This is a genomic window from Moraxella sp. VT-16-12 (genome assembly GCF_002224245.2).
Lineage (GTDB): Bacteria > Pseudomonadota > Gammaproteobacteria > Pseudomonadales > Moraxellaceae > Moraxella.
Genome location: NZ_NKHK02000011.1, coordinates 12,127 through 32,496, shown reverse-complemented (window position 1 = coordinate 32,496; position 20,370 = coordinate 12,127). Strand labels below are relative to the sequence as shown.

General features: G+C 43.8%; 22 protein-coding genes. 11 read left to right on the top strand and 11 right to left on the bottom strand.

The annotated features are described in order from the left end of the window. The first annotated feature begins 49 nt into the window (after positions 1-49). The gene (locus CEW93_RS09410) at positions 50-574 is read left to right on the top strand and encodes a hypothetical protein (RefSeq protein ID WP_143822751.1); all 525 of its coding nucleotides are present in this window, start codon (positions 50-52) and stop codon (positions 572-574) included. A 90-nt stretch (positions 575-664) separates the two neighbouring features. On the opposite strand, the gene dnaJ is transcribed toward CEW93_RS09410, so the two are convergent. Continuing rightward, positions 665-1,843 carry a molecular chaperone DnaJ gene (gene dnaJ / locus CEW93_RS09405; RefSeq protein WP_089539069.1) on the bottom strand — a complete coding sequence of 393 codons (1,179 nt, stop codon included), beginning with the start codon at positions 1,841-1,843 and terminating at the stop codon, positions 665-667. A gap of 112 nt (positions 1,844-1,955) precedes the next feature. Between dnaJ and CEW93_RS09400 the strand changes: the two genes are divergently transcribed. The 9 genes from CEW93_RS09400 to CEW93_RS10850 all read left to right on the top strand — a co-directional run bounded on the left by CEW93_RS09400 (position 1,956) and on the right by CEW93_RS10850 (position 9,276). Next, positions 1,956-2,606 (top strand): DUF2939 domain-containing protein, encoded by a 651-nt coding sequence (locus tag CEW93_RS09400; protein WP_186727956.1) that lies wholly within the window; start codon positions 1,956-1,958, stop codon positions 2,604-2,606. A gap of 122 nt (positions 2,607-2,728) precedes the next feature. Beyond that, positions 2,729-3,085, top strand: a complete 357-nt coding sequence (locus CEW93_RS09395; RefSeq protein WP_089539101.1) for a hypothetical protein — start codon at positions 2,729-2,731, stop codon at positions 3,083-3,085. Between the two features lie 456 nt (positions 3,086-3,541). After that, complete coding sequence (gene gshA / locus CEW93_RS09390) at positions 3,542-5,101, top strand: glutamate--cysteine ligase (RefSeq protein ID WP_255504077.1); 1,560 nt, start codon at positions 3,542-3,544, stop codon at positions 5,099-5,101. Beyond that, complete coding sequence (locus CEW93_RS09385; RefSeq protein ID WP_370511950.1) at positions 5,098-5,610, top strand: disulfide bond formation protein B; 513 nt, start codon at positions 5,098-5,100, stop codon at positions 5,608-5,610. The genes gshA and CEW93_RS09385 overlap by 4 nt, the downstream gene beginning before the upstream one ends. A gap of 187 nt (positions 5,611-5,797) precedes the next feature. Then, a complete protein-coding gene (locus CEW93_RS09380) occupies positions 5,798-6,241 on the top strand; it encodes an NfeD family protein (RefSeq protein WP_089539065.1) in 444 nt (147 codons plus the stop codon). A gap of 13 nt (positions 6,242-6,254) precedes the next feature. Next, complete coding sequence (locus tag CEW93_RS09375; RefSeq protein ID WP_089539064.1) at positions 6,255-7,100, top strand: SPFH domain-containing protein; 846 nt, start codon at positions 6,255-6,257, stop codon at positions 7,098-7,100. Between the two features lie 145 nt (positions 7,101-7,245). Next, positions 7,246-8,628, top strand: a complete 1,383-nt coding sequence (gene mpl, locus CEW93_RS09370; RefSeq protein WP_089539063.1) for a UDP-N-acetylmuramate:L-alanyl-gamma-D-glutamyl-meso-diaminopimelate ligase — start codon at positions 7,246-7,248, stop codon at positions 8,626-8,628. A 272-nt stretch (positions 8,629-8,900) separates the two neighbouring features. Next, positions 8,901-9,161, top strand: a complete 261-nt coding sequence (locus CEW93_RS09365; protein WP_222432744.1) for a GlsB/YeaQ/YmgE family stress response membrane protein — start codon at positions 8,901-8,903, stop codon at positions 9,159-9,161. Continuing rightward, the gene (locus tag CEW93_RS10850) at positions 9,127-9,276 is read left to right on the top strand and encodes a hypothetical protein (RefSeq protein ID WP_186727955.1); all 150 of its coding nucleotides are present in this window, start codon (positions 9,127-9,129) and stop codon (positions 9,274-9,276) included. The genes CEW93_RS09365 and CEW93_RS10850 overlap by 35 nt, the downstream gene beginning before the upstream one ends. Here CEW93_RS10850 and CEW93_RS09360 read toward each other — a convergent pair. From CEW93_RS09360 to CEW93_RS09325, 8 genes are all read right to left on the bottom strand, one after another. Beyond that, the gene (locus CEW93_RS09360; protein WP_089539062.1) at positions 9,261-10,361 is read right to left on the bottom strand and encodes a metallophosphoesterase; all 1,101 of its coding nucleotides are present in this window, start codon (positions 10,359-10,361) and stop codon (positions 9,261-9,263) included. The two genes, CEW93_RS10850 and CEW93_RS09360, sit on opposite strands and share 16 nt — an antisense overlap. Further along, positions 10,358-11,335, bottom strand: coding sequence for a YheT family hydrolase (locus CEW93_RS09355; RefSeq protein WP_089539061.1), 978 nt, complete (start codon positions 11,333-11,335; stop codon positions 10,358-10,360). The genes CEW93_RS09360 and CEW93_RS09355 overlap by 4 nt, the downstream gene beginning before the upstream one ends. A 66-nt stretch (positions 11,336-11,401) precedes the next feature. Continuing rightward, positions 11,402-11,992, bottom strand: a complete 591-nt coding sequence (locus CEW93_RS09350) for a DnaJ domain-containing protein (protein ID WP_089539060.1) — start codon at positions 11,990-11,992, stop codon at positions 11,402-11,404. Continuing rightward, complete coding sequence (locus tag CEW93_RS09345; protein ID WP_089539059.1) at positions 11,989-13,905, bottom strand: ABC-F family ATP-binding cassette domain-containing protein; 1,917 nt, start codon at positions 13,903-13,905, stop codon at positions 11,989-11,991. The genes CEW93_RS09350 and CEW93_RS09345 overlap by 4 nt, the downstream gene beginning before the upstream one ends. Before the next feature lie 143 nt (positions 13,906-14,048). Continuing rightward, complete coding sequence (tmk, locus tag CEW93_RS09340; protein WP_089539058.1) at positions 14,049-14,687, bottom strand: dTMP kinase; 639 nt, start codon at positions 14,685-14,687, stop codon at positions 14,049-14,051. After that, a complete protein-coding gene (gene mltG, locus CEW93_RS09335) occupies positions 14,684-15,826 on the bottom strand; it encodes an endolytic transglycosylase MltG (protein ID WP_089539099.1) in 1,143 nt (380 codons plus the stop codon). The genes tmk and mltG overlap by 4 nt, the downstream gene beginning before the upstream one ends. 81 nt (positions 15,827-15,907) lie before the next feature. Continuing rightward, positions 15,908-17,323, bottom strand: a complete 1,416-nt coding sequence (locus CEW93_RS09330) for a phosphomannomutase CpsG (protein WP_089539057.1) — start codon at positions 17,321-17,323, stop codon at positions 15,908-15,910. Between the two features lie 75 nt (positions 17,324-17,398). Then, a complete protein-coding gene (locus CEW93_RS09325) occupies positions 17,399-18,031 on the bottom strand; it encodes a hypothetical protein (protein ID WP_143822750.1) in 633 nt (210 codons plus the stop codon). Positions 18,032-18,276: 245 nt separating this feature from the next. Here CEW93_RS09325 and cysK point away from each other — a divergent pair, with 245 nt between their 5' ends. Continuing rightward, complete coding sequence (cysK, locus tag CEW93_RS09320) at positions 18,277-19,206, top strand: cysteine synthase A (RefSeq protein WP_089539055.1); 930 nt, start codon at positions 18,277-18,279, stop codon at positions 19,204-19,206. An 82-nt stretch (positions 19,207-19,288) separates the two neighbouring features. Here cysK and CEW93_RS09315 read toward each other — a convergent pair whose 3' ends face one another. Both CEW93_RS09315 and CEW93_RS09310 read right to left on the bottom strand, forming a co-directional pair. Next, a complete protein-coding gene (locus CEW93_RS09315) occupies positions 19,289-19,543 on the bottom strand; it encodes a hypothetical protein (RefSeq protein ID WP_089539054.1) in 255 nt (84 codons plus the stop codon). Further along, positions 19,540-20,157, bottom strand: coding sequence for a hypothetical protein (locus tag CEW93_RS09310; RefSeq protein ID WP_089539053.1), 618 nt, complete (start codon positions 20,155-20,157; stop codon positions 19,540-19,542). The genes CEW93_RS09315 and CEW93_RS09310 overlap by 4 nt, the downstream gene beginning before the upstream one ends. Positions 20,158-20,370 lie beyond the last annotated feature (213 nt).

The window sequence follows — 20,370 nt, the reverse complement described above, 5'->3', positions numbered from 1 at the left end:
CACCCATCTTTTTCTGCCTGTCATCTTATCTGTTTTTGCCAGTGGTTGCTTGTTTTTGCCTAAAAAGAAACCGCACGTTTATCATCTTTTGGGGAATGCAGAACAATCTGCCCAAAAACAAGCCAGTGTGCTTGCACAAAATATCCCCCTTGAACAAGAAACACGCCGTTGGAAGCTGATGGGCTCAGAAAAAGGTAAAACCTATTATCTTGATGTTAGTACAATATTTCATCATGCTGATACAACCACCAGAATGAGTTTTGGTGATAGATACATTCATGTTAAACCCTATAATTCAGCATTTGTAAAAATCCAAAACCAAGACGGTTCTTATGATATTGATAGTTATAATGTTGCGTGTTATGAAAATTTGTTTGAAAAATATAATTTTGGCAAATATACTGCTGACCATCATAAAAGAAAATTAGCAACTAATCTTACCTTTTTTATAAATGCATCTAACATTGCTACATACATCAATGAAAAAAACATCAATAAGATTGATGCTCAAATTGCCAAAGAAATGTGTCTGTTAGCTCCAAATAAAAGTTTTTTTTACCCCAATAAAAAATAAGCAAATTCAATATTTTCAATGTATTTTAGCAAAAATTTAAGTTAAAAAAACACGGCAACAAGACCGTGTTTTAACTTGATGAAACAAGGGTTAATCAAAAATGTCCTTGACTTCATCTTTGATTTTATCAAAAAAGCCTTTTTTCTTGGGGTCGGTGTGATTGTCGCTACTGAGCGTTTTGGCGAACTGTTCAAGTAGGGATTTTTGTTCGTGGCTAAGATTAGTCGGTGTTTTGACGATGACACGACAAATTAAATCCCCCTGCATGCCACTACGAGTAGTTACACCTTTGCCACGCACTCTGAGCAGTTTGCCACTTTGAGTGCCTTCGGCGATTTTGATTTTAAGTTTACCTGTTAAGGTTGGCACTTCCACATCGCTACCCAAAGCTGCTTTGGCGATGTCCACAGGCACATCCATGTGTAAATCTGCCCCATGTCTGGTAAAGATGTCATGTGGCAAAACATGGATTTCTACATACAAATCACCATTGGGCATGCCCCTGTCGCCTGCTTCACCCCTACCTGTCAAGCGTAAACGTTCACCATTATCCATGCCTGCTGGGATGGAGACTTCTAGGGTTTGGGATTTTTGTTGCTTGCCTTCACCATGACAGTCCATGCAGGGGTTTTTAATGGTTTTGCCATTGCCATGACACGCAGGGCAAGGCTGTTGCACCACAAAAAATCCTTGGGACATACGCACCTGACCATGACCGCCACAGGTGGTACAGCTAACAATGTCAGCATCTGATTTTGCCCCTTTGCCATGACAGGTTTTGCACGTTACCGATGTGTTGTAGGTGATGTCTTTTTTACAGCCTGCGACCGCTTCTTCTAAGGTGAGTGTTAGGCTATACAACAGGTCAGCCCCTTTGTTGTTGCGAGTGGCGCGAGAGCCCCCACCAAACGCCCCAAAGATGTCGCCAAAGCCACCACCAAAACCCCCTGAGCGACCACCCCCAAAGAAACTGCCAAAAATATCATTTAAATCATCAGCACTAAAACCACCACCCCCACCAAAGCCACCGTTATTCATGCCTTGTTCAAAAGCGGCGTGCCCCATGCGGTCATAAGCCGAGCGTTTTTGGGCATCTGACAGTACTTCGTATGCCATGGTGGCTTCTTTAAACTTCTCTTCGGCACTTGGGTCGTCTGGGTTTTTGTCGGGGTGATATTTCATTGCCAAACGGCGATAGGCTTTTTTAATCTCTTTTTCATCTGCCGATTTGTCCACGCCCAAAATGGTATAAAAATCTTTATTACTCATGACACTACCTACAATAACAAAAAATTGGTTTATTTATGGTGATGGTGTGCCAATAATCAAGATTTTACAGCGATTTTATGGTAAATTATCCAAAAAATTATCACAGAAACTCATGAAAACTTTATTAAAATTTGTAGCTGCTTTTTTGGTGGTGCTGTTGGTGGTGATGTTTGTGTCGCCTTATTATCAGCTATATCGTTTTAAAAACGCTTATGAGCAAAACGATTATGCTCTTATCATTGCGTCCATAGATTATGAGACGTTTCGCCCAAATTTAAAACAACAACTACACACCAAGATAGCAACCACCATCAGTCAGCAGGGTTTGGCGTTATTTTTGCCCATGCTTGGCGTGCCACAAAAAGAGCTTGAAAATTTTGCCATACGTTTTGTAGATGGGGCAGTGGATAAAGCCATCACCCCTGACAATCTAACCAAACTTGCCCAAGGCGACATCACCAAAGACAGCGAACCGCTATTGTTGGGGCTAATTTTTTGGCTGGGCGGAGATTTGGTAGATGTGGGGGCATTGATGCAAGATTATTTGGCGACAGGGGATATGCACCATGCCATTGCTCGCCAAGAGACGCTCATCAAACAAAACGCCAAACACCTAAACATCAAGCCTGCCGCCTTTGATGTTGGCTACTGTGGCATGAACTGTTTTTTTGTCAAGACTGCCATTAAAAATCAGCCCATCACCATCAAAATGAGCAGACATCAGTGGGTCATGTGGCAGATAGATGAGGTGGTGTTGCCATAAAATATGTCCATTTTTTGATGATAGGTAGGAGATAAAAGACAAACGGCAACTGTTTGATGGCAAATGGCGTGATATTTGCAGGTATTTATCTGTATATTTTTAATCAGATAAAGAGGTTTATCATGTCCAAACTTTCCCTAAATGCACTAAGCGATATTGATGGTTTTGTGGCGGCAGCTTTGGTGGACACCGAATCAGGCTTGGCGATGGCAACATTAGGCTCAGGCATTGACTTAGAATTGGCAGCAGCAGGCAACACCGAAGTGGTCAAAGCAAAACGCAAAACCGCCAAAGCACTTGGTTTGACAGATGCCATAGAAGACATTCTTATCACCCTAAGCGGTCAGTACCACCTAATTCGCCCTTTGGTGCGTAATAATGACCTATTTTTGTACTTGGTGCTTGACCGCCAAAAATCCAACCTAGCCATGGCTCGCCATAACCTAAAAAGTTTTGAAACCGAGCTTGATTTTTCATAAACTGACATTGCCAAAAAGCACTCTGATGGGTGCTTTTTTGTGTTTGGTGATTGTCTTAAAGTTACTTAATTTATGATAAAAAAGAATAAATACGTTTTGGTTTGTTGCTGTTAAAATGACCATTTGGACATAAAACTTTGTATTGATTTGTTAAATTATGAAAGTTGCGTGTTGTTTTTATAAAAAATGGGCAGTGTTTTGTTAGTTGGGCTTTTTGGTGTTTAAATACAGATACAAACCAACACACGCCAAGATTTGACAAACCATACCAATCTAATTACAATGCCAATCATGTATTTGGGGCAGTTTTATGCCCTTTTTGACCCTTTAATCACCAAAAATAACCATCAGCACCACACGCCCATCGTTACGCTTAACACAACAAATCACCCAAAAGATGGTTTATAGGTTTATCAGTTGGGCTAATGGTTGGCTTATCTTTAACGAGCAATGATAATGAACTCAACTTTTTATCTACCCATTTGGTTTAATGCTTCTTTGGTGGCAGGCATGAAGCGTGGCATTGAAAAAGAAGGTCTGCGTATGAGACCTGATGGTTATTCTGCCAAAAGTTTTCATCCTGCTGGTCTTGGCTCTAAACTGACCCACCCATTTATCACCACCGATTATTCTGAAAATCTGTTGGAGCTGATTACAGAGCCAAAATCTACCATCAAGGACGCATTAGATATGCTTCGTAAATTGCACGTCTTGGTACATCGCTCGCTTGAAAACGATGAGTTGTTATGGCCGTTATCCATGCCGTGCATGTTGTCGGATAATGATGATGACATACCACTGGCGGATTATGGCACATCTAACATCGGACGGCTCAAAACCTTGTATCGCATGGGGCTTGGTGTGCGATATGGTCGCAAAATGCAGACCATTGCTGGGTTACACTATAATTTGTCCATTGGCGATGATTTATTTGCGACATGGGCAAAGGCAGAAGGGGCAAATGATTTACAAGCCTTTAAAAACCAAAAATATCTTGGGCTCATTCGCAATTTTAAACGCCTAACGCCTTTGGTGTTGTATCTTTTGGGGGCAAGTCCAAGTGTGTGCGGGTGTTTTTTGACAGGGCGAGAGCATGACCTAATCCCTTTAAATGACAATTGTGGTGGCTGTACTTATTATCAACCAAATGCCACCAGCCTTCGTATGGGCAAACTTGGCTACACCAACAGCGTCCAAAAAGACCTAGACATTCGCTACAATGACTTAGATGAATACATCAAAGGGCTAAGACGAGCCATTGGCACGCCATTTGCTGATTTTACTGCCATCGGTGTGGACGATAAAGATGGCACGCCCATTCAGATTAATGACCATATTTTGCAGATTGAAAACGAGTTTTATAGCCCCATTCGCCCAAAACAAGTAACCCTGTCAGGCGAAACACCCACCCAAGCTTTGCAAAGTCGGGGCATTGCTTATGTGGAGTTTCGGGCGATTGACCTTGACCCATACAGTGATATTGGTATCACCACCGCCACAGCGTGCTTTTTGGAAGTGCTGGCGTTGTATTGTTTGCTGTCGCACTCTGCTGAGCTTTTGCCTGATGAAGAGAAGCACTTGGCGGATAATGTGGAGATGGTGGTAAATCATGGACGTAAAGACGGCGTATGCATTTATACAGATAAGGGCGAGCAAAAACTGCACGACTGGATAGTAAACACACTTAGTCAAATGCAAATCATCGCTGATGTTTTTGATGAATATCACGGTGGTAACGACTACCGAAGTGCGTTGGCACTCATGCAGGGCAAAGCCACCAATGTTCATTTAACTTTATCGGCTCAAATAGAGTCTGATTCTAGGCGGTTGGGCAGCACATGGCAACTGGGGCGAATCCTTGCCAAAAAGCACCAACATGAGTTATTAGGACACGCCCTAAGTAATGAAGATGCGTTTTATTATGCCAACATTGCCATACAATCTTTTGCCGACCAACAACAACAAGAGCGTGAAAACAACGTGCCTTTTAAACAGTTTATCCAAGAGTTTCGCTGATGAAGTATCTTACTTATCGTAATATCAACTTATTTTTGGTGGCAATGACCATCATTGCCAGTGTCTTTGCTATTGTGTTTTTACAAAACTATTTGGAGCTTGAACCTTGCCCATTGTGTATCTTTCAGCGAATAGGGTTGTGGACAATGGGGGCATTTGCGTTATTGGCAACGCTCATCAACCCCAAAAAACGTCCCTTACGTCTGGTGCTGTGGTTCGGCTCAGCGCTGGGCACGCTGTGGGGCTTGGGTGTGGCAGCTCGTCATGTGTGGCTGACCTATCTGCCGCCCGATAAAGTGCCTGCCTGTGGTCCGGGTCTTGAATATTGGGTGGAGACTTTGCCTGTGATGCAAGTTTTTAAAGAAGTGCTGACAGGGGCAGGCGAGTGTGCGGTGGTTGACTGGACATTGCTTGGTTTTTCGTTGCCTGAGCTGACTTTGGCACTATTTGTGTTTTTGGCGGGGGTGTTGGGTGTGTTATTTAAACACATCATTCAGCCAAAAGACTGATTTGCCCAAAGAATTGGTTTTGGTGTCTGTATTTTATAAAAACAAAGAAAAATCAGACACATTGCCTTAAAAATATTGATTTATCTGTTTTTTAATACCACTCATCAATTTTTCTAATAAGCCAGTTAAAATTCATTGTCAAATGAGTTTAAGTTTGATATAGTCAAAATTTTATAAGGGTAAAGACATGACCGTAGAGCCTTGGCAGTGGTTGGTGTTTGGCTTGTTGCTTATCACCGCAGAGATGTTTATACCGACCTTTTTTGTGCTGTGGTTTGGCGTTGGGGCGGTTTTGACGGCGGTGATTGGTTTGATTGTGCCTTTGTCTTTGCTGTGGTCTGTTTTGATTTGGCTGTTTTTGTCGTTGGTGTTTATTGGTATTTGGTTTAAATTTATCCAACCTAATTTTAAAAATCGCACCAAGGCAGGGTTAGGAGCATCTGTCATCATTGGTGAGACGGGCATGGTGGTCAAATCTCCCACTCAAAACAATGCAGGTGTGGTACGTTTTGCTACCCCCAAAGCAGGGGCAAGCGAATGGGCGTGCCGAAGTTCTGATGTGTTGATGGTGGGCGACAGAGTGCAGATTGTGGATATTATTGGTAATGAATTGTTGGTAGAAAAAGCATAGGAGTGATGTGGGTATGGGTGTTGCAATTGCGTTGGTGATTTTTATTATTTTTACAGTATATAAAGGCGTGCGTATTGTGCCACAGGGTGAAAAGTGGATTGTACAGCGTTTGGGCAAATACCACAGTACCTTGGAGCCGGGGCTTAGCATCATCATTCCTTATGTGGACGATGTGGCGTATAAAGTTACCACCAAAGACATTGTACTTGACATTCCCAGCCAAGAAGTCATCACCCGAGATAACGTGGTCATCATCGCCAATGCGGTGGCTTATATCAACGTTGTTCATCCAGAAGATGCGGTGTATGGCATTGAAGATTATGAACATGGCATTCGTAATTTGGTGCAAACATCTTTACGCTCCATCGTGGGGGACATGGATTTTGATGAAGCTTTATCCAGCCGAGACCAAATCAAAGCCAAGCTCAAACACGCCATCAGTGATGATATTTCTGATTGGGGCATTACCTTAAAAACAGTAGAAATTCAAGACATCAAACCATCACCCACCATGCAAATGGCAATGGAAGAGCAAGCTGCTGCCGAACGCCAACGCCGTGCGATGGTTACTCGTGCTGATGGTCAAAAACAATCGGCGATTTTGGAAGCGGATGGTCGTCTTGAAGCTTCTCGCCGTGATGCCGAAGCTCAGGTGGTGCTTGCTCGTGGTTCAGAAGAATCCATTCGCCTAATCTCGCAAGCAATGGACGGCAAAGAAATGCCTGTGGTGTATTTGCTTGGCGAGCAGTACATCAAAGCGATGAACGACATAGCACAGTCCAACAATGCCAAAACAGTGGTGTTGCCTGCTGATATTTTAAATACCGTCAAAGGCTTGGTGGGCGATAAATTTAAATAAACCACAAAACAACTGACAAACACAGCGACCGCCTTAGGGTGGTCGTTTTTTGATTAAATGGGTGAGTGTGATGTTGGTGAATTGTCATCATACCAAGATTTTTTTGTGGTACAATATTTGTCATTGTTTTCTTGGAAAAATTATCATGCACATTCATATTCTTGGCATTTGTGGGACTTTCATGGGGTCGCTTGCTCTGATTGCCCGTGAACTTGGACATACCGTAACAGGCTCAGACACTGCCATTTATCCGCCCATGAGTACTCAGCTACAAAACGCAGGCATTGAGATTTTAGAAGGTTATAAAGCAGAACATTTAAATCCTGCCCCTGACCTTGTGGTGGTGGGCAATGCTTGCAAACGTGGTATGGAAGCGGTGGAATATATGCTTGATAATCGTTTGTCTTATACCTCAGGTCCGCAGTTTCTTGCTGAACATATCTTGCAACATCGTCATGTTTTGGCAGTGGCAGGCACACACGGCAAGACCACCACCACCACCATGCTGGCATGGGTGTTGCAGTATGCAGGGATTGATACTGGGTTTTTGATTGGTGGCGTGCCACTTGTGGCAACCGATGATGAGCGTTTGAAGTCTGCTTTTGCTCACAGCTCACATTTGGGCAAGGACTATTTTGTCATTGAAGCGGACGAATATGACAGTGCATTTTTTGACAAACGCTCAAAATTTGTTCATTATCGCCCAACCACCGCCATTTTAAATAATTTAGAATACGACCACGCTGACATTTTTCCTGATTTAAAAGCCATTCAAACCCAATTTCACCACATGATTCGCATGATACCTGCAAATGGTCAAATCATCATGCCAAGCGATACAGACAGTCTAGAACAAACCTTGCAGATGGGTGTATGGACAGATGTGTGGCGGACAGGTGTTGGTGATGAATGGGGCAATCAGGATTGGCAAGCCAAGCTAGAAAAAGCGGACGGCTCTGTGTTTCATGTCAAGCACCATGACCAGACAGGTACGGTAACTTGGGGCATGAGCGGGGTGCATAATGTCAATAATGCCTTAGTTGCCATCGCTGCGGCTCATCATGTGGGCGTACCTGTTGCTACTGCCTGCGAAGCTTTGTCTGCGTTTGCAGGCATTAAACGGCGTATGGAGCTTATCGGTGAAGTGGCAGGCGTGCAGGTGTATGATGATTTTGCCCATCACCCCACCGCCATCACCACCACGCTTGATGGTGCTAAGAAAAAACTGACCGGCAGACGCATTTGGGCGGTGATTGAGCCACGCTCTAACACCATGAAATTGGGCAGTCATAAAGCCAACCTAGCACCGTCTGCATCTTTGGCTGATGTGGTGATTTGGTATGAACCACAAGGGCTGGCATGGGGGCTTGCTGAAACCATAGGGAATACACCAAATCAACACGTGTTAGCAAGTATTGATGAGATTTTGAATTTTATCAAAGCTCATGCTCGTGCTGATGATGCCATCATTGTGATGTCAAACGGTGGATTTGAAGGCATTCATAATAAGATTTTGGCGACATTGTAGTTTGTCTAAATAATCACTTAAACCGTGCCTGTCTTGGGTGCGGTTTTTTTATGACTACAAATGCTTAATGTGCTTGATGATGTGTATCATCTGTTTACAAAATGGCAAGTTTTATTTGATATTATCTGATATGTTCACATTTGCACTACATATTGGTTCTTGGTTTTTATGATTGATTTAGTATAATAAAACTATCTTTTATGATTAGTTTTACTAAAAGTTATGAAATAAAATTTGGGCATATTGCCAAAGTTGCCAATAGGAGTATGATTATGATGAGTTTCATTTGGATGTTGATTGTAGGATTTGTGGTAGGCTTGATTGCTCGTGCCATCAAGCCCGGAGCAGACAGCATGGGGTGGATTTTAACCATTGTTTTGGGTATCGTGGGAGCGTTGGTCGGTGGCTTTATCGGTTCAGCACTTGGTTTGGGCAAAAATGGTGGCTTTATGGGGCTGGTTCTGTCGGTCATTGGTGCGATTATTGTGCTGTTTGTGTATGAATTTGCCACAGGTAAACGCCGTATTGGTTAATAAACTTAGTGCTAAACGCAACCTAAATTTACCAAAACCACCACAAAAAACCGCCATCATCGGCGGTTTTTATGAAAATAAAAGGTTGCTTGCTGATGGCTATGCTTTATCATGACCTGTTATTTGTATGACCCACACTTCTGCTTGCGACCCCAGCCGAAATGGCACGCCCCAAAAGCCATAGCCTGATGACACCACAACATGCGTGTTATTAATAAGTTTATGACCATATGCCACACGATTGAGCAGTTTGACGATAAAATTGGCAGGAAAAATTTGCCCATTATGTGTATGTCCTGAAACTTGCAAATCTATGGGGAGTTTAACATTATCATCAATTTGGCTTGGTCGGTGGTCTAGCAGTATCACTAAATGAGACGTATCCACATCAGTCATCAGCTCGGCGGTGCTTTTGCGTGTGTGGTGGTGGTCATCAAAGCGACCAATGATGGTGATGGGCGTGCCATTGATGGTGAGTGTGTGGGTTTTATCATCTAAGAGTATCGCTCCGCCATCACGCACCGCTTCTACAATGGCTTGTCGCTCTTGTTGTTTGTATAAATCATGATTGCCCAAACTTGCAATCAGATTGCCATCAACAGAGCTGACCAGATTGTCAAAAGCGGTGTGCATTTTTTCACCATGATAAACATAAGTATCATCGTCCATAATGTCCCCAGGCATGAGCAGTAGGTCGGCTTGCTCGGTGCGTAAAATATCAGCCAATCGGTTTAGCTGTCTTGCTCCGACCAGATAACCCAAATGGGTATCGCTTGCCACCGCCACACGCACAGGATTGATGGGCTTGTCTATTTGTATGGACAGATGACGCACCAAAGGGGTGTAGGCATTATATACTGATAAGCCCATCAGTCCAACAAAGCCAGCTACTGCCATCAAGCGAATAAAGGCAGGGTGGGGCGTGATGTCTGCCAAACGCAGTCCACCGCAGATGAGCCAAACCGCCAAAATCGTCATCACTCCAAGCCACAGTACTGCCATATAACCCATGCCAAAGCGAAACTGACCGATAAATAACGTCGCCAAAAACAGATGGCTGATGACAAATGTGATAATAAAGATGGCAGTTTTTGCGTGGGGCAGGTAGGGTTTAACCAGCCAAAACACTCCCTTTGCCCCAATATAAGTAAACAGCTCAATCAGCAATACAGTGATGGATAAGAAAAAAATCCGTCTCATAAGCTGACCCCAAAAAACTCCAAGGCAGTGCGACAGATAAAGCTGGTATCAAATGTTTTTGTGTCATAATCATAGCTCATAAAGCCGATATGTCCGCCGTATTTGGTGGTCAGCAGTGCCACATCAGCTGACACGTCGCCATGCACCGCCACCACACCTAAAAATGGGTCATCTTCAGCGGTGATGATGAGTGTGGGTTTGACAATGTCCACCAAAAAGGGTAGGGCAGATGATTTGCGATAATAGTCGTTTTTTGAGCTAAATCCATGACGTGGGGCGGTAAACACACTATCAAAATCCCCCATGCGTTTGGCGGATTTTAGAGCGGACAACTCATCATCGCTCAGATGGTTGGCTAGGGCTTTTTTGACAATAGGGTTGAGCAGATATGGCGTATAAATGTGTTTGCCGAGCAGTCGCTCCATGGCAATGGACGCACTTGCCAAATCCACAGGAGCAGACACCACCACGGCACGGCTGGCAATGGCATCTGTGCCGTATTCGCCCATGTATTTGGCAAGAACATTGCCCCCAAGCGACACACCAACAGCACAGATGTGGGCAAATTCATGGCTTAAATGGCTTAAATAATGGTGAATCTCAGTGGTGTCGCCTGCATTATAAAACACCCTGCCAGAGACCGCCACGCCCCCACAAGAGCGAAAATGTGCCACCACAAAATGACAATCCGTTTGATGGACGCTTTTGGCAAGGGATTTGGCGTAGTGGCTTTGGCTAGACCCTTCCATGCCGTGAAATAAAACAACAAGCGGTTTTTGGTATTTGCCATCTACTTTGATGTCATCGGTTAAAAGATAATCAAAGGCGACATCGCTCTCATTGAGTGAGTCTTTGATGAGTATGCGGTGATAATTTGGCTGATATTTAACCACATAGCGGGGTAAAATCGTTTGTATGTGGGGATTTTTTAGCCAAAATGGGGGCGTAAATTGGGGTAGATTGAAGGTTATCATATGTCAAAGGGTTTTGGTAGCTGTTTTATAAAAAGCTCATGTTTGGTGTTGATTTGTGTATTTTGTTTATGATTTTTTGATTTTTAACACAAACCAAACCGCTTGCCCATCTATGGTCAGCTTGATTTGACTGCCGTCAGTCAGACCTTGTGGCAGATTGGTGCGAATGTGTCGCCCACGATGATAAAAAATAAACTGACCGCCTTGGCTGGCCAGCGTGGGGGTGATGGTGAGTGTGGGGGTGTCTCCCATCAAATCTGACAGTTTGTCAGCAAAGACTTTGGCATGGTTTAGCATTTGGGGGGCGATTTTATCAAACTGTTGCCAAGCAAAATCAGCCAAGCTGTGGGCGTGGCGTTTTGTCTTTTGTAGGTTTGCCATGATGGTGGGTGATTTAAAGATTTCTTGGGTGATTTTGTCTGCCAATCGTCCTGCCACGCTAAACTGCATGACATACACCGCGTCATAATCAGCACGCTTTTTGGGGTCTTTTAAGATGGCGTAGGCTTCATTGATGAGCGTCATTTGTCCGCCATCATTTGCCTTGTCGGGGTGGTGAGTGCGAGCAAGCTGGCGGTAAGCGTGTTTGATGTCTTGACTGCTGGCGGATTTGGATAGCCCCAGTATTTTATAATAATCATATTGATAACGTTTCATGAGTCATCACCCAAATCTGCCATCAGTGTTTCTAGCTCGTCCATTTTTTCTAAAAGCTCATTTTCAATGTCGTCCATTTGCTTTTGGTGCGTGCTTTGGCGGTCAAGCAATGATAAAAGTTTTGCTTTATTGTCATCATGGTATAAACTTTGGTCAGACAAACTCAGCTCAATGTCTGACAGCTCTTTGGTGAGTGTGTCTAGGGTTTTTTCCAGTTTGTCAATTTGCTTGCGTAGGGGGGCGGTTTTTTGGCGGTTTTCGGCATTGCGTTTGCGAAGCTTTTCTTTGGTGAGCGTGTCTTTTGTGGGGTTGTCGGTGGTGGTTTTGTTTTGGGCAAATTTGGCAAGGCGAGCTTGGCGTAAATGCTCGGCATAATCGGTCATATCCCCTGCAAATTCATCTGCCCGCCCATTTGCCACAAGTAGCAGGCTGTCGCATACCGTCATCACCAAATCTCTATCGTGCGACACCAAAATCAATGCCCCTTCATAGTCTTGCAGTGCCAGCATTAGTGCGTTTCGCATGGATAAATCCAGATGGTTGGTTGGTTCATCTAGCACCAGTACATTAGGCCTTCCCCAAACGATAAGTGCAAGGGTAAGTCTGGCTCGCTCACCGCCTGAAAATAGCTGACAAGGCGTGTCTATTTTATCACCTTTAAAATTAAAACTCCCCAAAAACGCCCGCAAATCTGCATCTGATGTCGTCCCTGCCAATCTTCTTAGTAAGATAAGCGGTGTGGCGGTATCGTCTAGGGCGTCCATTTGGTGTTGATTAAAATAGCCCAGTTTTAAATTATCTGACACTTTGTGCGTGCCTGATAATGGGGGTAGATGACCAACCAAAGCTTTTATCAAGGTGGATTTTCCTGCCCCATTTGCCCCAAGTATGCCCAAACGTGTGTCAGGGGTGATTTGTAGGTTTACTTTGTTTATCAAGGTGGTATCACCATAGCCGATATAAGCGTTATCTAAGCTGATGAGCGGTGATGATAAGGCGGTGGGTGGATAAAATTTAAAGCTAAATTCGCTTTGTGCCATGACAGGAGCAATGTTGGTCATGTTGGCAAGCTGTTTAACACGGCTTTGGGCTTGTTTGGCTTTGGTGGCTTTTGCTCCAAAACGGCGAATAAAGTTTTCTAGGTGGGCTTTAATCGCTTCTTGGCGTTCATAGGCTTGGGCTTGTTGGGCTAGGCGTTCGGCTCTTGTGCGGATAAACTGGGCGTAGTTGCCTGTATAAAGCGTGATGGTTTGCTGTTCAATGTGGGCGATGTGGCTACAAATCGTGTCCATAAAGGCTTGGTCGTGGCTGATGACCAAAATCAACCCATCAAATTTTACCAGCCACTCTTCTAACCACAAAATGGCGTCCAAATCCAAATGGTTGGTTGGTTCATCAAGTAGCAACACGTCCGCTCGGTGCATGAGTGTGCGAGCCAAATTTAGTCGCATACGCCAGCCACCAGAAAACTCATGCACCATTTTTTGGTGTTCATGTTCGCCAAAGCCAAGCCCTGATAGGATTTGTGAAGCACGAGAAACGGTGCGATAGCCGTCTATTTCATCAAAACGCTGATACAGTGGGGCGATGTCAGTTTGGGCAAGTGTGTGCTGATTGCTCAGTTTGTCGTTTAATTGATACCATTCATCATCGCCTGAGAGCACATAATCCAAAGCACTTTGGTCGGTGGTGTGTATTTCTTGTGCCATATGAGCGATTTGCCAGTCTTTTGGCATACTGATGGTGCCAATGTCGGTGGCGTGCTCGCCAAGCAAGGTGGCAAACAAGGTGGATTTACCCGTGCCATTATTGCCTGTCAGCCCGATGGTTTGTCCTTTGTGAAACTGTAAATCCACGCCGCTAAATAGCAGGCGACCGTCTCGGCGAACGGCAACGTTTTTAAGTTCTATCATGATGGGAGTTGCTGTTAAAAATAAGATATTTTAGCAGAAAATTTGATAAAAGTTATCATTGGTGTTGATGTCAATCCAAACAGTATCACCGTTTTGCTTTATCAGAACAAGTCTTTAAGTTTGTATGATGATTGGTAAACTTTTCATGATTTGTCTGTTTGATTGATGTGTCTTATCATGTCCGATACGATGTCGTTAGGCGATTGGTTGGCGTGGATACGATGTATGCGGTGGGCATGGTGCTGATGTTGATGTATAAAGCCTTGATAGGTGCGATAAAAAAAACTGCTGTCATTGCTTTCAAATCTGTCGGCGACACTGCGTTTGCCAGCTCGCTGTATGCCAATGACAGGGTCAAGGTCTAGCCAAAAAGTAACATCAGGCAAACGTGGCACAAAACCATCAATCAGGTATTGAATTTTAGCAAGTTTGGATGGATTGCCCCCATATCGCCCAAAGCCCTGATATGCCACCGTGCTGTCTATAAAGCGGTCGCACACCACCCATTTACCATCCGCCAAAGCGGGCAATATCACTTTATGCACATGGTCTGAGCGTGCCGCAAACATCAGCAAAAGCTCTGTGTCATCATCAATGTCGCTTTTGTTGCTAAGCAGTATCTCTCGCAAACATTCAGCAAGCTTGCTACCCCCCGGCTCTCGGGTGCGAATGTGTGCGATGCCTTGGCTACTGAGTTTTTGGCAAAAGCCATCAATGGCAGTGGTTTTGCCCACGCCTTCTGTGCCTTCAATGCTGATAAATTTTGGGGATAAAATGTTCATGGGTTGCTCTGTGGGGTGGTGGTTTCATCGGATTGCTGGCTGGCTTTCTCGGCGACAACAGAACGGTACTTGCTCACGGCTTTGTTGTGCTCGTCCAAAGTTACGCTAAATTTATGTCCGCCATGACCTGTCGCCACAAAATAGACATAAGGCACATCACTTGGGTGCATGGTTGCTTTTATCGCTTCGGCAGAAGGCAGGGCAATGGGCGTGGGTGGCAAACCATCAATTTGGTAAGTGTTATAGGCGGTTTTCTCGCCGATGTTGCTTTTGTAAATTTTGCCATCATAGCGGTCAAACAGCCCATAGATAATCGTGGGGTCAGTTTGTAGTCTCATGCCTTGGCGTAGGCGATTGACAAACACGGCTGACACGTCATTGCGTTCAGATTTGATGCCAGTTTCTTTTTCAATGATGCTTGCCATAATCAATGCTTCATAAGGGGTTTTGTAAGGCAAATTATCAGCACGGCTTTCCCACGCTTTTTGCAAGGTGGCAGTTTGGGTGTCATACAGGCGTTTTAAAATCGCTTTATCGGACGTGCCTTGGGCAAAAAAGTAAGTATCAGGAGCAAAATAGCCTTCTAAATTGCCGTTTGGGCTTTGGATACCTAGGGCATCAGCGACCGCTTTGTTGTCTCGCTCTACGTCCGCCCATGAATAGCCGTCCGCTTTGGGTGTGAGCAGTTCAAGACGAATGCCATCGGTGGATTTTAGGGTTTGATATAAATCTTTGATGGTTTTGCCTTCAATGATTTGCACTTTGACCATGCTTACTTTTGCCCCTTTGCCCAAAATATCCACCACTTGTTTTAAACTGGCATTGGCGGGGATAAGATAAGAGCCTTGATGAAGTTGCCCTTTGGCGTGCAGTTTTAAATAAAGTCTTGTGGCGGTGCTGGATGTAAAAGCAGAAGTTTGCCACGGACTGGCAACAAGCAGGCTGTGATAAGTGTCGCCTTTGGCAACATTTAACGTGTGCGCAGGGCGGTTTGTTGGGGCAAAAATGCTCATATAGATAACACCCAATCCCACCACCAAAGCGATGATGATAGCAAAGCTGACCAGTTTGGTAAATTTGTTTTTGGGTGCGTTTTTGGGTGCTTTGTTGGTTTTGGCGGTGTGTTTTGAGCTGGGCATGGTTTTTTGTCGCTTTTGATGGTCGCTATAAACCCACCTATTGTAACAAAAAGCCATGCCAGATTTGTTAAAAATTTGTGTTTAATGGTCGGCAGGTTTTGCTCCATGTTCTGACAGTACTGCCACCAACTCACCAATCTTTTGTTCAAGTAGTGCTTTGTCGCCTTTGGTTTCTACATTTAGGCGAATGAGTGGTTCGGTGTTGCTTGACCGCAGATTAAACCGCCAGTTGCCAAAATCCAAACTTAGCCCATCAAGTGTGTCTTTGCTTGGGTGAAGCGTGGCGTATTTTTGTTCTAAGGCTTGGCAAATTTGCTGGGCATTGACATCACCTAGGGTAAAGTTTAGCTCACCCGAGCTTGGAAAATTGGCAATATAAGTATTAACCAGCTCGGAGAGTGTTTTGCCTGTTATTGATAAAAGCTCAATCACCAACAGCCACGGTATCATGCCACTATCACAATAAAAAAACTCACGAAAATAATGATGAGCGGACATTTCGCCGCCATAAATCGCCCCAGTTTGTCTCATGACTTGTTTGATAAAAGAATGTCCTGATTTGCTGATTTGGGCGACGCCTTGGCTTTTGGCGATGACATCTTGGGTGTTGTAAATCACACGTGGGTCATAGACGATGGACTCGCCTTGGTGCTTTTGTAAAAAGGCTTGGGCAAGCATGCCAACAATATAACTGCCTTCAATAAAATTACCTGCTTCATCAAACAAAAAACAGCGGTCAAAATCGCCATCAAACGCCACGCCAAAATCTGCCTTGTGAGCCACGACGGCGTCTGATGTGGATTTTTGGTTGACGATAATCATGGGGTTAGGAATGCCATTGGGGAATGAGCCGTCTGGCTGGTGATGGATTTTGATGAGCTCTATGTTTGCTCCCAAGCGTGTTTCTAGCTCGTCCACCACAGGGCCTGCCGAGCCGTTGCCTGAGTTGATGACGATTTTTTTGGGCGTGAATTTGCTGGTATCCACAAAGCTCATCAGTTTATCAATATAAGCGGTTTTGTCAGTATTTGGCGTTACTATACCTTTGGTGGCTGGGCTAAATTTGCCACTTTGTGCCAACTCTTTGATGTCGCCAAGCCCTGTGTCTGCTGAGATGGGGCGAGAGTTTTCACGCACCAGTTTTAGCCCGTTGTAATTGATGGGGTTGTGGCTGGCAGTAACTTCAATACCACCGATGGCATCATAAAAACTTGTGGCAAAATACACCTCTTCGGTGCCTGTCATGCCAAGGTCAAGCACGTCCACGCCAGCATCTGTGATGCCGTCTATGGTGGCAAGTTTGAGTGTGTGGCTAGATGGGCGAATGTCGCTACCGATGACGATGGTGGGTTTGGGGTGGCTAGTCTGACCAAGCAGTATCTGCCCAAAAGCACGTCCAATACGATAGGCGATGGTTTCGTCTAAGTTTACGCCAAGCTCGCCACGCACGTCATAGGCTTTAAAACAAGAGATGGTGATGGGGTCAAAAGTGTTCATGGTTTTCCTAAAAATGATGGGTTATCAATATCAAATCAGATAGAATAAACATAAGGGTTAAATGTTAAATCGCCACTAACACATCTCTTCGCTGGGCTCTTGGTGTTTGTTGTTGAGTGGTTCAATGTTTATGGCAGTGGCATAATACATACGTATGCCGCATACCGTTTGTATGCCAAAGGCGTTGAGTGTTACTTTGGCAGGGCGACTGATTGCCCCTGTGCGTTCTTGCCAAAACCATGGGGGCAGATGTAAAAAAGCCTTTTTGACCAAATCAATATTATTAGGCAATGGCTGGTGTACTGAAAGCAGCTCGCCAGTATTTTCATCGTATTTTCTAGGCTGGTCTAAATACACTTGATTGAGCGTGATGTCAATGTCATCCATGTCGTAGCTGTCATCAATATAAGGCAAATCACGGTGGCTATGAAAGGGCGTAAACATCAAATTCAGCTCATCGCTGTCATTCCAATGTAAGGTCAAATTGCCATTTAGGGTCATGTTGCCATGAAATACCACCATGCTAGATTCTATAAACCAGCCATCATCTTGTTTTTGTATAAAAGCAAGGTACATTTTATCATTGGGGATTTTTATCTGTGCAAGCGTTTCGGCTGGCTCATCAGATTTTAAGTCTGAACTGGCAAAAGCATGACTGGCAAAACTGGCACACAAAACAAACATCAAAGAAAGGACAAACTTTGACATCGCAATTCTCAACGGATGGATATATTTAAGTATAACAAGATTTTTGGGGGTTCACAATTGCTTTGGTGTAGCATTTGGTAAATGCAAAATCGGCATAAACTCTTGGGGTTTTTGACTAAGTTTTTTGCCAAGTTATCTTATAAAATTGTCCTATAAAATCATGGCAAAATTTGCTATGCTAATCAAAAGCACTGAGTGATGAGTGAAAATTTATCCGTTTATTGTAGGTATGTTAAGGAACAGTTATGAATGTCGCAAATAGTATCACTGACCTGATTGGTAACACCCCTTTGGTTGAGCTACAAAACCTAAGCAAAGGTTTGCCTGCTCGGGTGCTTGCCAAATTGGAATATTTTAACCCCGCCAGCTCCGTCAAAGACCGTATTGCTCTGTCTATGATAAACGAAGCACAAAAAGCGGGCTTGATTGACCAAAACAGCACCATTGTTGAAGCCACATCAGGCAACACAGGCATCGGACTTGCGATGGTGTGTGCGGCTCGTGGTTATCGCTTGGTGATTACCATGCCTGAGAGCATGAGCCTTGAGCGTAGAGCCTTACTGCGCGCTTATGGAGCAGAGCTGGTGCTAACGCCAGCGGCAGATGGTATGGGTGGGGCGATTGCCAAAGCCGAAGAGCTGGCAAAACAAGATGGTTATTTTATGCCACGTCAGTTTGACAACCTTGCCAATCCCAAAATCCACCGTGAAACCACCGCCCAAGAGATTTGGCGTGATACCGATGGACAGGTGGATATTGTGGTGGCAGGCATTGGCACAGGTGGCACGATTACTGGCGTGGGCGAAGTGTTAAAAGCCAAAAAGGACAGCATAAAAATCATCGCCGTAGAGCCTGCCGATTCGCCAGTATTTAGCGGTGGTCAAAAAGGCGCTCATAAATTACAAGGGCTTGCCCCCGGGTTTGTGCCAAGCATTTTGAACACACAAATTTATGATGAAGTCATCACCGTAACCACCGAAGATGCCTTTGCGACTGCTCGTGCGATGGCAAGCCAAGAAGGGATTTTGGTGGGGATTAGTGCAGGGGCTGCCGTTTGGTCAGCACTACAAGTTGCCAAACGCCCAGAAAACGCAGGCAAACTGATTACAGTGATTATCCCGTCATCAGGTGAGCGGTATTTGTCCACGGCATTGTTTGCCGATTTGGCACAGTAATTTTTAATAGACAAACCCAAGTTTTTGCTTGGGTTTTATTGTATGCGGTAACTGATTCTTTGTGGGTGAGCATCATTTGTTTTTAGGGAGCTCCAACTACTCCTATTTTATTTAATATTTTGCTGGCACCAGCAAAATTATTTCCCATCTTTTTATTAAAGTTCTCTCTTTCATGATTTTCAATGGTTTTTGCCATCAGCTCTATTGTGCCATGAAAAGCTGTCGCCAAACCTTGACCTGCTTGTGATACTTGATCAATGGTGCCCCCATTATTGCCAGGGGCATTTTTTAAAGTGTTCCCACCAATAACCACATTACCAATAGAATATTTTGTCACAACACAACCTCTCTTTCTTTTAGCATTTTTTTACAATGTCGTCCCAATAATTCACCAATAAGATACATGAAGCCAAATCCTATAAAGACAAATATACTAAGGCCAATTTCCAAATAAACACCTGATTTTTTATAGCGTTCTGATAGATTTTTAGTTTGTTCATAACTACGTATTTCCTTACCATCCACCTGTAAAGAAACCAGTTGTGGATGTGGGTTTTTTAGCCATAAAAATCTGTCTTGATAATACCAACCAATTTTGGCGTGTTTGTTTTTATAAGGTTCTATTTGTTCATCAGTAAAACACCAGTTTGCCCGAGCAAAGTGTCTGGCACTATAACCACAATAATATTCTGTCCATTGATTGCTGTTTTGTTCTTTAAGTAAAAGTACGTTATAATCAGAGCCTTTTAATACTTTTTGATAAGACACATTAAGAATGCCTTCGCTGTATTGCACCCGATCTAGTTCTGCAATGCCACGCCCGCCCAATTCACTCAAAGGAGATAGGATACCAAACCAAACTATGGATAAGCCTGCAATCACTCTGATAAAAACAGAGTAACTATAATAATCACGTATTTCTTCTTCTGTTTTTAATGGTGCTTGTTCCATTTAATTATCCCAACAATATAAAATCTATGATACAGTTATGATATGTACATATGAATAAATAATAATCAATAACCATAATCTTAAATAAAAAGCTATTATAACCATTAGATACAAGTTTACAATTATTTTCTATTATTTCTATTGTTAATCGTGTATAAATTAATCAATACGCCCCAGTAAATACCTAAAAAATCGCTCTATGGACTCATAAAG

What these genes read in the sequence shown, in the direction of transcription:
- tmk (WP_089539058.1), bottom strand. Translation starts at nt 14,687, where the DNA reads ATGAACATTTTATCCCCAAAATTTATCAGCATTGAAGGCACAGAAGGC.
- cysK (WP_089539055.1), top strand. Translation starts at nt 18,277, where the DNA reads ATGAATGTCGCAAATAGTATCACTGACCTGATTGGTAACACCCCTTTG.
- CEW93_RS09330 (WP_089539057.1), bottom strand. Translation starts at nt 17,323, where the DNA reads ATGAACACTTTTGACCCCATCACCATCTCTTGTTTTAAAGCCTATGAC.
- CEW93_RS09400 (WP_186727956.1), top strand. Translation starts at nt 1,956, where the DNA reads ATGAAAACTTTATTAAAATTTGTAGCTGCTTTTTTGGTGGTGCTGTTG.
- CEW93_RS09360 (WP_089539062.1), bottom strand. Translation starts at nt 10,361, where the DNA reads ATGAGACGGATTTTTTTCTTATCCATCACTGTATTGCTGATTGAGCTG.
- gshA (WP_255504077.1), top strand. Translation starts at nt 3,542, where the DNA reads ATGAACTCAACTTTTTATCTACCCATTTGGTTTAATGCTTCTTTGGTG.
- CEW93_RS09375 (WP_089539064.1), top strand. Translation starts at nt 6,255, where the DNA reads ATGGGTGTTGCAATTGCGTTGGTGATTTTTATTATTTTTACAGTATAT.
- CEW93_RS09380 (WP_089539065.1), top strand. Translation starts at nt 5,798, where the DNA reads ATGACCGTAGAGCCTTGGCAGTGGTTGGTGTTTGGCTTGTTGCTTATC.
- CEW93_RS09325 (WP_143822750.1), bottom strand. Translation starts at nt 18,031, where the DNA reads ATGTCAAAGTTTGTCCTTTCTTTGATGTTTGTTTTGTGTGCCAGTTTT.
- dnaJ (WP_089539069.1), bottom strand. Translation starts at nt 1,843, where the DNA reads ATGAGTAATAAAGATTTTTATACCATTTTGGGCGTGGACAAATCGGCA.
- CEW93_RS10850 (WP_186727955.1), top strand. Translation starts at nt 9,127, where the DNA reads ATGAATTTGCCACAGGTAAACGCCGTATTGGTTAATAAACTTAGTGCT.
- CEW93_RS09310 (WP_089539053.1), bottom strand. Translation starts at nt 20,157, where the DNA reads ATGGAACAAGCACCATTAAAAACAGAAGAAGAAATACGTGATTATTAT.
- mpl (WP_089539063.1), top strand. Translation starts at nt 7,246, where the DNA reads ATGCACATTCATATTCTTGGCATTTGTGGGACTTTCATGGGGTCGCTT.
- CEW93_RS09355 (WP_089539061.1), bottom strand. Translation starts at nt 11,335, where the DNA reads ATGATAACCTTCAATCTACCCCAATTTACGCCCCCATTTTGGCTAAAA.
- CEW93_RS09395 (WP_089539101.1), top strand. Translation starts at nt 2,729, where the DNA reads ATGTCCAAACTTTCCCTAAATGCACTAAGCGATATTGATGGTTTTGTG.
- CEW93_RS09365 (WP_222432744.1), top strand. Translation starts at nt 8,901, where the DNA reads ATGATGAGTTTCATTTGGATGTTGATTGTAGGATTTGTGGTAGGCTTG.
- CEW93_RS09350 (WP_089539060.1), bottom strand. Translation starts at nt 11,992, where the DNA reads ATGAAACGTTATCAATATGATTATTATAAAATACTGGGGCTATCCAAA.
- CEW93_RS09345 (WP_089539059.1), bottom strand. Translation starts at nt 13,905, where the DNA reads ATGATAGAACTTAAAAACGTTGCCGTTCGCCGAGACGGTCGCCTGCTA.
- mltG (WP_089539099.1), bottom strand. Translation starts at nt 15,826, where the DNA reads ATGCCCAGCTCAAAACACACCGCCAAAACCAACAAAGCACCCAAAAAC.